This is a genomic window from Veillonella parvula (assembly GCF_036456085.1).
In the GTDB taxonomy this organism is placed as follows: domain Bacteria; phylum Bacillota; class Negativicutes; order Veillonellales; family Veillonellaceae; genus Veillonella; species Veillonella parvula_E.
In genome coordinates this window covers 1,568,156-1,582,203 of record NZ_CP138632.1, presented here as the reverse complement: position 1 = coordinate 1,582,203, position 14,048 = coordinate 1,568,156, and the positions used below count along the sequence as shown (strand labels likewise).

Below are 14,048 nucleotides of genomic sequence, written 5' to 3'. Positions count from 1 at the left end.
AACATGAAAAGAAAATACATGATTACGGGGCTTGTTATCGGCCTGCAATTGGTAAGTGGTTATAGTTATGTGACAGATGCAAGTTGGTTGAGCAAAACGTGGGATCGCCTTGAAACAAATGCAGCGAAACAGTCTTACGATTGGCCGAAAGCTGAGCAGTATACTCATTATGCGGGAGGACAACTTGTAGGTGCTAACTTACCAGACGAGGATATGATGGTTCTTGGTGTTTCATTAGGTAATACCTTTGATAGTGTGAAAGCAAGTTTGGGACAGCCTACTAAAGAAACTAGTAGAGGACTCACCTATGGTGGTGTTACCTTTGGGAGTTTTAAAATGGATGGTGTAGAGTCAGTTGTTACCTATATGATGATCGAGAATCGTGATGCCACAACACATAGAGGCATTGCCGTAGGCGACTCCATGCGAAAAGTCCTTAATGTATACGGTAGACCTGATTTAGTAGACTCTAATAATCGATGGTTTTATGGGAAATATCGCTATCGTACGGATATGATGCATGGCATACAATTTGAACAAAAAGGCGATAAAGTAAGTAAAATTATGATTTATAGATAATTATATTAGAATAAAAGAGACGAAAAAGCCGAGCTACGTTAAATTTTGAGTAGCTCGGCTTTACTTATAAACATAACTATTTATTAACTTTTATGTACTCGATTATGAGTATAATTATAAGATTTATGAAAAACATATGAATTAATTTATTGTTTTATGCTAAAATGAAGTTAATTATACGGTGTTTGGCGACTTATAGATTATATATCACGTTTAAATGGTAAATTTTGGCAATAAAAAACTCAATTCCGAAGAATTGAGAGTAGGTGCCCTACGTCGGGCAGCCCGAAGGCATTGTAAATTAATTTGTATTTGAACTCGTAATGTAATTCTGTAAACCTCCAAAACTAGTTGGATTAATTATAGTATAGTTAAGCATTTGATGAATGTCAATTATTAATTTCCAAAGGAGAGGACTTATGGAAACGCAAGCATCGAACCAACTTATTTCAAGTCATTTGAAAGGATATCCAATTAAAGATTATTTTGTGGGGTTAGATATTGGTACAAGCTCAGTGGGCTGGGCAGTAACCAATAAGGCCTATGAGTTGCTGAAATTTCGATCTCATAAAATGTGGGGAAGTCGTTTGTTTGATGAGGGAGAATCCGCTGTGGCACGCCGTGGATTCCGGTCTATGCGTCGTCGTTTAGAACGTCGTAAATTACGCTTAAAACTATTAGAAGAATTATTTGCTGATGCTATGGCACAGGTGGATCCTACATTCTTTATGCGCCTTCGTGAAAGTAAGTACCACTATGAGGATAAAACGACCGGTCATAGTTCTAAACATATTTTGTTTATCGATAAAAACTATACTGATCAAGATTATTATAAAGCGTATCCTACTATTTATCATTTGCGTGCAGAGTTAATGAAAGATGGTACTTATGATATTCGTAAGTTATTCTTGGCAGTACATCATATTTTAAAATACCGTGGTAATTTTCTCTATGAAGGGGCTTCATTTGATTCAAATGCTTCAACGCTTGATGATGTGCTTAAACAAGCCTTAGAAAATATTACGTTCAATTGTTTTGATTCTAGTGCTGCAATTGGTTCTATCGGTCAAATCCTTATGGAAACAGGGAAAACAAAATCTGATAAAGCAAAGACTATAGAACGTCTTGTTGATACATATATAATTACTGATGAAGTGAATGCTTCTGGTAAAACTCAAAAAGATCAAGTCAAAGAAGATAAAAAAAGACTTAAAGCATTTGCAAATTTAGTATTAGGTTTAAATGCTAGTCTTATAGACTTGTTCGGCTCTGTAGAAGAGTTAGAAGAAGACCTTAAAAAGCTTCAAATAACAGGAGACACATATGACGATAAACGAGATGAGCTAGCTAAAGCTTGGAGTGATGAGATTTATATTATTGATGATTGTAAATCTGTATATGATGCTATTATACTCCTGTCCATTAAAGAACCCGGTCTTACTATTTCTGAATCTAAGGTAAAAGCTTTTAACAAGCATAAAGATGATTTAGCTATATTGAAATCTTTACTAAAGTCTGATAGAAGCATTTACAATGCGATGTTCAAAGTTGATGAAAAAGGTTTGCATAACTATGTGCACTATATTAAACAAGGTCGTACAGAGGAAACGAGTTGTAACCGTGAAGATTTTTATAAGTACACTAAAAAGGTAGTAGAGGGATTACCAGATTCTAAGGATAAAGAGTATATTCTTAGTGAAATTGAATTACAAACCTTATTGCCACTACAACGGATTAAAGATAATGGCGTAATTCCGTATCAATTACATTTAGAAGAACTTAAAGTAATTCTTGCTAAATGTGGTCCTAAATTCCCATTTTTAAATGAAGTGGCGGATGGTTTTTCTGTAGCAGAGAAACTTATTAAAATGCTTGAGTTTCGCATTCCGTATTACGTAGGGCCTTTAAACACTTCTCATAATGTAGATAATGGTGGTTTTGCTTGGGCAGTTCGGAAAGCATCTGGACGAGTAACTCCGTGGAATTTTGATGATAAAATTGATCGGGAAAAATCAGCAGCTGCTTTTATTAAAAACCTTACGAATAAATGTACTTATTTGTTAGGTGAAGATGTGCTGCCTAAATCATCTCTTTTATATAGTGAGTTCATGTTGCTTAACGAGCTAAATAATGTGCGTATTGATGGGAAGCCATTAGAGACAAAGGTAAAAGCGCATCTTATTAAGGCCGTATTTAAGCAAGACCATAAGAAGATGACTAAAAATCGTATAGAGCAATTCTTAAAGGATAATAATTATATCCCTGAGAAGCATAAACCTGAGATTACAGGTCTTGATGGAGAAATTAAAAATGATTTAGCCTCTTATCGTGATATGGTTCGTATTCTTGGTAATAATTTTGATTTGTCTATGGCCGAAGAGATTATTACGGATATTACTATCTTTGGTGAAAGTAAAAAAATGTTACGTGAAACGTTGCGTAAAAAATTCGCTTCGTGCCTTGATGATGAAGCTATCAAAAAATTGTCAAAATTAAGATATCGAGATTGGGGACGTCTTTCTAAGAAATTACTAAATGGTATCGATGGCTGTGATAAGGCTGGAGACGGTACTTCTGTAACCATTATTGAAGCAATGCGTGATTTTAGCTATAACTTGATGGAACTATTAGGCGATAGATTTTTATTTATGGAACGTATTCAAGAGATAAATGATAAATTAACAGAAGGTCAAATCGTGAACCCTCATGATATTATCGATGATTTAGCGCTTTCACCTGCTGTTAAACGTGCGGTATGGCAAGCATTGCGCATCGTTGATGAAATTGTACATATTAAAAAAGCTTTACCGGCTCGTATCTTTGTAGAAGTAACACGGTCAAATAAAGCGGAGAAAAAGAAAAAAGATTCTCGCCAAAAACGATTATCAGATTTATATGCAGCAATAAAAAAAGATGATGCATTATTAAGTGGACTTACGAATGAAGAGTTTGGAGGGTTAAAATCAGAACTAGCTAAATATGATGATGCGGCTTTAAGAAGTAAAAAGCTTTATTTATACTACACTCAAATGGGACGCTGTGCTTATACTGGTGAAGTTATAGATTTAAGTCAGTTAAATACAGATAACTATGATATTGATCATATTTATCCTCGTAGCCTTACCAAGGATGATAGTTTTGATAACTTAGTGTTATGTAAACGAACTGCAAATGCTCAGAAATCAGATACATATCCAATTAGTAAAGAAATTCAAAAGGCACAAAAGGCATTCTGGATATTCTTAAAGCAACAAGGTCTTATTAGTGAACGGAAATATGAGCGCCTTACTCGCATTACACCACTTACAGCTGATGATTTAAGTGGCTTTATTGCTCGTCAACTAGTAGAAACTAATCAATCTGTTAAGGCTGCTACAACATTGTTGCGTCGTCTTTACCCGGATATTGATGTAGTCTTTGTAAAAGCTGAGAATGTAACGGATTTCCGCCATGATAATAACTTTATTAAGGTCCGCTCATTAAACCATCATCATCACGCTAAAGATGCATATTTAAATATCGTAGTAGGTAATGTGTACCATGAGAAATTTACACGTAACTTCCGTGCATTTTTCAAAAAGAATGGGGCTAATCGCACATATAATCTGGCGAAGATGTTCAACTATGACGTCAAATGTACTAATGCTAAAGATGGTAAAGCTTGGGATGTAAAAACAAGCATGGATACAGTTAACAAAATGATGACTAGTAATGATGTTCGTGTTACGAAACGATTGCTAGAACAATCTGGTGCCTTAGCTGATGCAACTGTATATAAAGCCACTGTCGCAGCGAAGGCTAAAGATGGCGCTTATATTGGAATGAAAACAAAATCCAGCGTATTTGCAGATGTAACTAAATATGGTGGCATGACAAAAATTAAGAATGCCTATTCTATTATTGTTCAATATATTGGTAAAAAGGGAGAAGTTGTTAAAGAGATTGTGCCACTACCGATTTATTTAACAAATCGAAATATAACAGATCAAGATTTGATTGATTATGTAGCCTCTATCACTCCACAAGCGAAAGATATCTCTATTATTTATAGAAAGCTATGTATTAATCAACTTGTTAAGGTTAATGGGTTCTATTACTATTTGGGCGGGAAGACTAATAGCAATATCTATATTGATAATGCGGTAGAAGTAGTAGTACCTGCAAATATCGCTGTATATATTAAGGTGCTTGAGAAGTTTGCTTTACTACATAAAGACAATAATAATATTAAAGCATCTACAGTAACAACCCGCATATATAATGAGGGTTCTACCAATATAGTTTCTATAACTGATAAGGATGGACTTATTGTATATGATTATCTTATGAGTAAATTGCGTACCCCTTTATACATGAAAATGAAGGGGAATAAAGTAGATGAGCTATCTACGGTAGGACGTAGTAAATTTATGAACATGACGTTAGAGGAGCAAAGTATTTATCTGCTTGAGGTATTGAATTTACTTACTAATAGTAAAACTACATTTGATGTAAAAGCTTTAGGGATAACTGCTTCTCGTTCAACAATTGGGGTTAAAATTCATACTTTAGATGAATTTAAAATTATAAATCAATCTATTACTGGTCTATATTCTAATGAAATCACTATAGTTTAAAGAGTGGGCATTAGTGCTAGGGGTTATTATGAGTTGGCGCACAGTAGTCATAGGTAGTCGTTCGAAGTTAGACTTTAAAATGAATTACATGATTATTCGCAAGGACTTTGAGACGACTAAAGTATATATTGATGAAATCTATATGTTGATTATTGAATCTACGGCGGTGAGTCTCACCGCCGTACTCCTAAATGAATTGATTAAAAAGAAGGTAGCTATTGTCTTTTGTGATGAGAAACGCAACCCTGCTAGTGAGGTTCTTCCATTACACGGTAGTCATAATAGTAGTAAACGCTGCCGGGAGCAAGCTGAGTGGTCTAAAGATGTACAAGCTTATATTTGGACTGAAATTGTACGGCATAAAATTATGAATCAAGCCGACTTATTGAAGCATCAAGAGTTGGCTGAGGCAGATTTGTTATATCAATATCTAGATGAGTTGACCTTAAACGATGAAACTCAACGTGAAGGGCATGCCGCAAAGGTATATTTCAATGCCTTGTTTGGAAAATCATTTTCTCGGGACCAAGATAATCCTATTAATGCAGCCCTTAATTATGGATATGCTATATTACTTTCAGCAGTAAATCGAGAAATTTTATCCTTAGGATATATTACACAGCTAGGGCTAAATCACTGTAATCAATTTAATCCGTATAATCTAGGATCTGATTTAATGGAACCATTACGTGGATTTGTTGATGCAGTAGTTATCAAGTTAAAACCTACAGAATTCGACCGTAATGTAAAGCTTTCACTTATAGAACTTTTATCTGAAGATGTAAAGATTAATGATACTATTCAAACATTTAGTGCAGCAATTCGTATTTATTGTAAAAGTGTATTTGATGCATTACGTACTCAAGATGTTAATCAAATTAGGTTTATAGAATATGAGCTATAGATTTATGAGAATACTAGTAATGTTTGACTTGCCGACGTTAACATCGGAAGATCGAAAAGAATATAGGAGTTTTAGAAAGTATTTAATTGTATCTGGCTTTCTTATGTTACAAGAGTCTGTATATTCAAAGTTAGTTCTTAATACAACTAGTGCCAATCTTATCATGGAGCATGTACGCAAAAATAAGCCACCTAGTGGCAGCTTGTTTATGTTAACTGTTACAGAAAAGCAGTTTTCAAGAATGGAAATTGTAGTTGGAGATAAGCAAAGTGAAGTTATAGACTCCACAGAGAGGGTGCTCGTGATATGAAATTACTATATCAAGATTCTATATTGGAGTTTGAAATATCCCATGATAAGGTAACGGTGATATCCTTTGAAGATTGTAAAGTATTTCGACGTATGGTTACAGAGCTTGATATACAGTGTAATGGTGGTGAAGGGCCGTGGATCTTAAATGACAAGGATAAAGCTTTTAGTATAGATAAATATAGTCATATAATACTGAATCCGTTATATGTGGATGTAAATAGTAAAACTTTATTAACTAAATTACAAAACCAGCTATCTAAAGAAGCTTTATTGATGACAGAAGAGGTAGCCGATATTGTTAATCGACTACATTCTTTTTATTATTCTTTAGAGTTTGGATATCCTTTATCGATTCAACATAAACTCGAAATCGGGACTGCAGAACTAATTAAATTAGGGAGTTTTAATTTTGAGTTTAATCGTAAAGGCGATATTATGGATCTAATGTCCTATATAGAAGTGGTAGACACACTATTATCTCCTATGTTATATATTGTTGTAAATTTAGATCTAGTATTAAATGATGAAGAACTTAATACATTTTATCAAAATATGTTGAGTCGACAATTACGGTTAGTTTGTCTAACAACTGGATCTCTTAATAAAGAAAATCTTGATAAAAGCCTTATAAATGGGTATATTTTAGATAATGATTTCTGTGTTATTTAAAGAGCATGCAGAATTACACCTGGTGGTAGCCCGAGTTACTCTTGAGCCTCAAATTTAATTTGGGGTTTGAGAGTAGTGTAATTCTGTAAACTTCTAAAACGGACATATTACGCAAATCAGAGATGCCCTTGTTTGAGAGTAGTGTAATTCTGTAAACTTCTAAAACTTACGAAGCACGCTTAAAAGACTATATGTTGTTTGAGAAAAGTGTAATTCTGTAAACTTCTAAAACTAATACACCAATAATAGAATCAATTTGATCGTTTGAGAGTAGTGTAATTCTGTAAATCTCTAAAACTTTATCAGGAATACCGTTATTGTTTCGATCGTTTGAGAGTAGTGTAATTCTGTAAACCTCTAAAACAAGATGTTGTAAGTCTAAGTGCTTAAACAAGTTTGAGAGTAGTGTAATTCTGTAAATCTCTAAAACGAGCAAATTAGATCCTTCTTTAAAGATTTGGTTTGAGAGTAATGTAATTAGAATTTAGTAGATTATAAATTTGTGAAACGACATAAAAAGCCGAGCTACCTTGTTTTAGTAGCTCGGCTTTATTTGTTAATTTATATATTTATATAATATGATGCTTATTGTATCGTATATTAGTTCGCTCTATAATAGTTTTAGGATAGTTAGACGAGGTTGGGCCTCTCTTCGTTTTTGAAGGGAGGGATAAGTCTATGAGCGATTATGAAATAATCATGCTCCTGTTACAAGTACTGGCTATTGTCATTGCTTTTGGAGCTTTAATAGCACTTATTTGTCTTACAAAAGACAAATAGCCCTCCGTTGCCTAGTGTAACTAGATAACTGAAAGGCCATTTCCTAATGTTTTACTGATTTAGAGATGAGCCTGACGGCACTACTCGTCTGACTATCTATCTATATTATAGTAAGGTTATTTTATATCGTCAAATTGAGATGAACCTTATAAATATTAATATAGGTAAATCCTATATATTAAATTATAAAATTATTAATCATAGGCACAGCCTTATCTGCATAGTATACTTATGTTAACAAGGTTGTGCTTATTTATTTTATAAAAATTGAGAGAGGGTACTATGTTACGTAAAAGTGTAATTATGATGGCACTAGCAACTGCTTTCACCATAAATGTAAGTGCTGTACAGATCGAAGTGCCAGCCGGGCAACCACCTGTGCCTGGGGCGGATGCGAGTATTCCTGCTAATGCGTATGAAAATTATCGACATATTAATAAGGTGGCGGAGCAAGAGGTAGAGTCATATATTCAATTTGTAGAATCGAAGTCTGTAAATCCCGCATCTAAATTGGATAAGTTATATCGAGAACGGTCTGGTTTTGTTAAGGCTTCGGAGCTTGCAGATTATTCGCAGTCTACAGTTGTGTTGCTTCATGAAGGGGATAAGAATATCAGATTATCCGTACCAAATGTTAGCTTACGCGGTGATGTTGTAGAGTCTCCATCCGGAAAACAAGGGCCCTTGTTTGCTGTTCGAAGCCTTAGTGCGTTTTTAGTTGTCGGTCCACCGTATGCTAAAGAGCTTAATAAATATTCTGAAAGTAAAGGAAAATATATGTATCCAGGATTACGGAACACATCTTGGAAGCTCATGTCAAATAATGCCCATGTAATGTATACGGAATTTACACCAAATGATACAAATACATCTTATGGCATTACCTATGGCGGTTGGGTAAATACAGAGGATCCATATCAAGATAAAGCGCCTGAAGTGGTGATGAGTAATTATATTATTCCATCTATCGAATCATTATCTGGATTAGATGCTTATACTAATGTTGAGCATTGGGGTAATTTTAACTATCGTATTCCTAAAACGGCTAAGCTCATCAGTGAAACTGTGGAAGACGAGACATATGATGTAAGAACCTATGAGGATACAGGATTTAAAATGCGGGTAATACATAGCTTAATCAAGAAAGAAAAGCCAGATGTAACGATTATTAAGATCCCAACATTATATTTTTTACATAAATATAATGATTTAGACACACCTACACAGTATGCAGTAGTATGGAACAATGGGATTGCAGGCTCTTTAGTTGATTCCTATAAGCCTAATAGTGAATCCTATCTTCGTCATGTTGTGAGAGATTCTGTATACGTTTACAGTTATCGTATTAATTATGATGAAAGTAAAACATCTTATACACATAAACAACTGAGAGATATGATCGAATATGTGGGCTTTGATGATGCGGCAAGATTACGAAAAGAGTCACAATGGCGAGAAGAAGGGTCTTATAAGGAGAAACTTGAAGAGAGCCCAGTATTTATACCGTGGTATATGGAATGGATTAATATATTAACTCAATAAGAAATGTAGTTTTAAAGTTTTTATGGTGTAAGCGATTACCGCCAGCTTTTAATTCATAGAATTAGCTCGGCTTTTATTACTGTATTCATATATTTGTATAATATAAGGCTTATTGTATCGCATATTAGTTCGCTATATAATAAGCATAGGATAGTTAGACGAGGTTGGGCCTCTCTTCGTCATCGAAGGGAGGGATAAGCCTATGAGTGATTATGAAATAATCATGCTCTTATTACAGGTGATAACTGTGGTTATTGCTTTTGGAGCTTTAATAGCGCTTATTTGTCTCACAAAAGACAAATAGCCCTTCGTTATCTTAGATGATTCGATAACTGAAAGGCCATTTCTCAAGCTTTTTTGTTTTCAGAGATGAGCCTGACGGCACTACTCGTCTGACTATCTACCTATATTATAGGGATAAAGATTTATATCGTCAAATTGAGATAAACTGGAGGTTCTTATGAAACCATTTGAAACAAAGGATTATAAAGCTTTTACTATGTTTGAGAATCGTTGGGCTCTTGTTACGGCTGGAACGCTTGATGATTTTAATACATGTACGGTTAGTTGGGGCAGTATGGGCAACATATGGGGCCCTAATGGTGGCGATATATCCACTGTGACGGTGTACATCCATCCAGCGCGTTACACTCAAGAGTTTATGGCTAAATATGATACTTTTACAGTTAGTTTCTTCCCTGAAAGCTATCACAAGGCTCTTGGTTATTTAGGTTCTCATTCTGGCCGCGACGAAAATAAGGTGGCAAATTCTGGCCTAACACCAGTTGTGGCAGGCGATGGGGTAACTTTCAAAGAAGCAGAGTTAACTTTTGTATGTAAAAAGCTATATGAACACCAATTCGATGAAGCCTATTTGGCAGAAAAGGTAAAAGATTATTACGCATCTAATCCTGCTGTATATACACAAGCTGGGCATGATCGTTGGGAACCACATTATATGTACATTGGCGAAGTAGTTGACGCCATAGAGGACTAGTCTGTCCACATAACAAATGAAGACATACATACAATTCTTTGGGATACCGTGAATGCTGCATCTTAACTAAGTATATTTTAGTTTTCTAGTACTAAAAAAGTCGAGCTTCTATCGTTTAGTTGCTCGACTTTTGTTAGTTAATTTATATATTTGTATAATATAATGCTTATGAAAGCTATTTTATAATGGTGTTGATATAAATCGTCTATGCTTCTGGAAATAGAACGTGTTCTTGCATTTTAAAACTAGGATTATTGGTAGAGTCAAAGAACTCAATCATATTTCGTAATTTTTGAACCTCTTTAGCATGTAAAAAACTTGGATAAAAGATGATATAGGTAAAGCTATAGGTCCCATCATAGGAGTTAAAGGTTAGGATGTGATCATCCTTATTAGGTTCATAGCTGTGTATGGATAGACCAGGGATGTTATTGTTCCATACAACTGAGTAATTGATATAGTCTGATGCTGATGGATGGTAACGGTAAATATCCCAGAACGTATTTAAATCAGTTTTAAAATTGTAATGACCGTTTATAACAAGTTCGTGCGCATATGGGTTTCTAGGAACATTGTCAGTAGAAACAAAGAATGTTATATCTCCTTTTTTGTAGTATCTAATATCTTGGTGTTCAGAGCCCTTACTTTCACCTTCGTATATGGCGTCTTTTGGTACGCGGTATTGTACACCGTTTAAGCTTTCTATGCGTGAATATTGATTTAATTCATTTAGGTTTTGTACAGAGGGAAGCACATAATTAGCCAATAATTTATCTGTAGGAACCTTGTTCAGAACGGGGTTGTTATCATAATAGACAAACCCTGCGTGATATAAGGGATGACGCATGTTATAGCCCTTAAATTTAAAATTAATCGTGTCGATGGTGAGCGTTGCTTTTTTACCGTTTTCAAAGTGTGGCATCTTCATGCTATCCCAAGTGCTGTAGGTAACAGTAGGATATGAAAATACAGTACCCTTTATATCAGAAATCTGTTTTGAGGACTTTCGTTTTGCATTGTCTTGCAAGAAATTACGGACGTCTTTGTCTGTTAGCTTTTCATAAGCTGTTTTGGTGTTACGCCAGTCGTAGTCTTTAAAATCTGCGTAGTCAATTTCTAAATTGAGACTTCCATTATTGGTTAACACTCGATAGTCCTCAATGGTTCGACTTGGATTTTGGTAACGTCCTATATGATAATCACTTTTTATGCCTGCTACGGGGAATGAAAGGCGAATTTGGTTGTATTGATCATGAACGGAAATGACCGTATTATGGTAATGTTGACCGCGATATATAGAGGCTGCTTTAGTATACTTAATTTCGTTTTTATTAATACCGTTAGCCTTGTCCGTTAACTTTAATGTTTTCACATAGTTTGCTACATCCTTTTCAATATCAGGGTTTGTGGTTTGGTAGTTTACGTAGGCATCCTTTGGAATCTTCGAATCTGCACCAGGAATATTAACATCGATGGCTCCTATTGGTGATAATATAGTGCTCATGATGAAAGTACACGCTAATAGTGGTAGTTTAGTCATGGTGGTATCTCCCGCTTACATTTCTGTATTTATTGGTATTGTAGTAATCCGTAGGTTATGTTATTAAGTATAATTATATAACTAAATGACTATATTTTTAAGTGACATGGAGCGTGTTTTGCTTACATGCTACTACTTCCTGTAGGACATTCTTTGATGCAAGATAGTCGTCCTATCGTATGGTATATGACTGTCAGCAATCGTGATGCCGTGACTGCCCGTGGCATTGCTGTTGGCGATTCCTTGAAAAAAGTGATGGACATCTATGGCCGTCCTGATTTTATAGACTTTAATAATCGATGGTTCTATGGATATCTACGCTATAACAGTGACAATATTGTAGGTATATTTTTCGAGCACAATGGCAGCAAGGTGACGAAAATTATTATTAGTGACAACTAAACTGCTTTTATTAGTGAAAGTCTTAATACATATATGCAGCCCTTTATCTATTAAAAAGGATAAAGGGCTTTTTAGAATGATAAAATAAAGAGGGATGGCTTATATAGTGACTTCTTTTGTTAATCAGTACTATAAATAGTGTAAATTGATAAAATTTTTATAAAATATAATCCCACAAGAAGTGCAAAATCTGATATAATATTAGTATGAAAATCGACGTATGTAAGGACTGGAAAAATGGTGTGTATAAAGTGATTTTCTAGCCTAGAAAATCGCTGTATCCTTGGTATTCAGTCGATATAATCGGAATGTTGTATATATGAAATGACTACGCAAATGCGTAGTTTTTATTATTTTTTGTTTGGTGTAGGTAGTCCCATGAGTGTAGTGAAGCCCTTATTATGGCTATTAGAACCGTATATCGTATACAAAGCCTATTTGTGGGGTGCCCGTTTCATGTCACAACCCTTCACGTGGGAAGGCGAATTAGATTGGTTTGCTTTTATGTTAACGCTATTGCTCGTCATTGATGTGGTGGCATTGCCCTTAGTGATCTTCTATTGCCCTGGTTTGAATCCTGGGGTACGTGTTCCAGACTGGATTCGCCGTCTAGGAACGCCTATTTACGCAGTCCATAATTGGCTTGATAGTAAGGTAGGTGACGACACATCTACGCCGATTGTATGGCTCCGCAAAGCCTTGCATTCCTTACTTTTATTCATTTATTATTTAGTGCCATTTTACGTGGGTGGTCATCTCGTAATGGGCCTCGTAGTAGCGCTCATGTATGACGTCCTCGTATGGGCGCATGGAGGTGTGTGATGACGACTTGTGAATGGCCGACGACGCCTTTATATCATGAATACCACGATTATGAGTGGGGCCGACCAATTCATGATGATCAACTTCAGTTTGAACATCTTTGTCTCGAAAGCTTTCAATGTGGCCTCAGCTGGCTTACGGTTTTAAATAAACGAGACATCATTCGAGAATGTTTTGATCATTTTGATATTGATACGGTGGCTGCTTATGGTGAAAGCGATGTCGAACGTATCATGAATACAGAGGGCATGATTAAGTCTCGCTCTAAAATTGAAGCTATGATAAGTAATGCTGCTGCTTTTAAACGTATTCAATCTGAATTTGGTTCGTTTTGTAACTATATTTGGGGGTTTACCAATCATAAAACGATTATTTATGAAAACCATCCAGAAGGTCATTTTCCTACAAAGAATGGTTTATCTACACGGATCAGTAAAGACTTAAAGAAGAGGGGCTTTAAGTTTGTAGGTCCTGTTACAATTTATTCGCATCTACAAGCTAGTGGCCTTATCAATGATCACGGTAAAGACTGCCCTTGCTTTGAGGAGATTAATAAAACAGCAGATATCGTACGGTTACCTGTAGACGATGAAGCGTAAGGGTGATAAGTATAAATTAGTTAACAATAGTTTTTATGCATACTTGTGTTTACATAATTGAATTTGTTGTTATGTGGAATTGGGTGTACACTAAAGTCGATGAGGCGATAGCGACTCATCTCATGTCGGCCCGCTTTATATATAAACACATATACTCTCTCTCTCCTAAGCGGGTCTATCATTAGTTCTCTCTCAACGCTATAAACTATACAGAGCCTCTATCCTTATTGGATAGAGGCTTTTTGCTATATATAATGTTATAAAAGGAGTCATACTGTATTAGGAA

The 14,048-nt window shown here is 35.2% G+C and carries 10 protein-coding genes and 1 pseudogene; 10 read left to right on the top strand and 1 reads right to left on the bottom strand.

The annotated features are described in order from the left end of the window. The first annotated feature begins 3 nt into the window (after window positions 1–3). From PK1910_RS07630 to PK1910_RS07600, 7 genes are all read left to right on the top strand, one after another. Window positions 4–579: a hypothetical protein gene (locus PK1910_RS07630; RefSeq protein WP_004694483.1), complete on the top strand. Its 576-nt coding sequence runs from the start codon at window positions 4–6 to the stop codon at window positions 577–579. A gap of 419 nt (window positions 580–998) precedes the next feature. Continuing rightward, window positions 999–5,195: a type II CRISPR RNA-guided endonuclease Cas9 gene (gene cas9, locus PK1910_RS07625; RefSeq protein ID WP_058948313.1), complete on the top strand. Its 4,197-nt coding sequence runs from the start codon at window positions 999–1,001 to the stop codon at window positions 5,193–5,195. Between the two features lie 28 nt (window positions 5,196–5,223). Next, on the top strand, window positions 5,224–6,099 hold the full coding sequence (gene cas1, locus PK1910_RS07620) for a type II CRISPR-associated endonuclease Cas1 (protein WP_058948312.1): 876 nt from the start codon (window positions 5,224–5,226) through the stop codon (window positions 6,097–6,099). Window positions 6,100–6,103: 4 nt separating this feature from the next. Beyond that, a complete protein-coding gene (cas2, locus tag PK1910_RS07615; RefSeq protein ID WP_058948311.1) occupies window positions 6,104–6,409 on the top strand; it encodes a CRISPR-associated endonuclease Cas2 in 306 nt (101 codons plus the stop codon). Continuing rightward, window positions 6,406–7,080, top strand: coding sequence for a type II-A CRISPR-associated protein Csn2 (csn2, locus tag PK1910_RS07610; RefSeq protein WP_058948310.1), 675 nt, complete (start codon window positions 6,406–6,408; stop codon window positions 7,078–7,080). The genes cas2 and csn2 overlap by 4 nt, the downstream gene beginning before the upstream one ends. A gap of 1,062 nt (window positions 7,081–8,142) precedes the next feature. Then, window positions 8,143–9,402: a hypothetical protein gene (locus tag PK1910_RS07605; protein ID WP_058948309.1), complete on the top strand. Its 1,260-nt coding sequence runs from the start codon at window positions 8,143–8,145 to the stop codon at window positions 9,400–9,402. Between the two features lie 460 nt (window positions 9,403–9,862). Next, on the top strand, window positions 9,863–10,399 hold the full coding sequence (locus tag PK1910_RS07600) for a flavin reductase (protein WP_058948308.1): 537 nt from the start codon (window positions 9,863–9,865) through the stop codon (window positions 10,397–10,399). Window positions 10,400–10,604: 205 nt separating this feature from the next. Here PK1910_RS07600 and PK1910_RS07595 read toward each other — a convergent pair whose 3' ends face one another. Continuing rightward, entirely contained in the window at window positions 10,605–11,939 is a 1,335-nt protein-coding gene (locus tag PK1910_RS07595) for a hypothetical protein (RefSeq protein WP_008601994.1), read from the bottom strand. Between the two features lie 144 nt (window positions 11,940–12,083). Here PK1910_RS07595 and PK1910_RS07590 point away from each other — a divergent pair. The 3 genes and pseudogenes from PK1910_RS07590 to PK1910_RS07580 all read left to right on the top strand — a co-directional run. After that, window positions 12,084–12,341: pseudogene (locus tag PK1910_RS07590) on the top strand (TonB-dependent receptor); the annotation flags it as partial. Between the two features lie 378 nt (window positions 12,342–12,719). Then, a complete protein-coding gene (locus tag PK1910_RS07585) occupies window positions 12,720–13,163 on the top strand; it encodes a hypothetical protein (RefSeq protein ID WP_058948307.1) in 444 nt (147 codons plus the stop codon). Continuing rightward, on the top strand, window positions 13,163–13,762 hold the full coding sequence (locus PK1910_RS07580) for a DNA-3-methyladenine glycosylase I (RefSeq protein WP_058948306.1): 600 nt from the start codon (window positions 13,163–13,165) through the stop codon (window positions 13,760–13,762). The genes PK1910_RS07585 and PK1910_RS07580 overlap by 1 nt, the downstream gene beginning before the upstream one ends. Window positions 13,763–14,048: the final 286 nt, after the last annotated feature.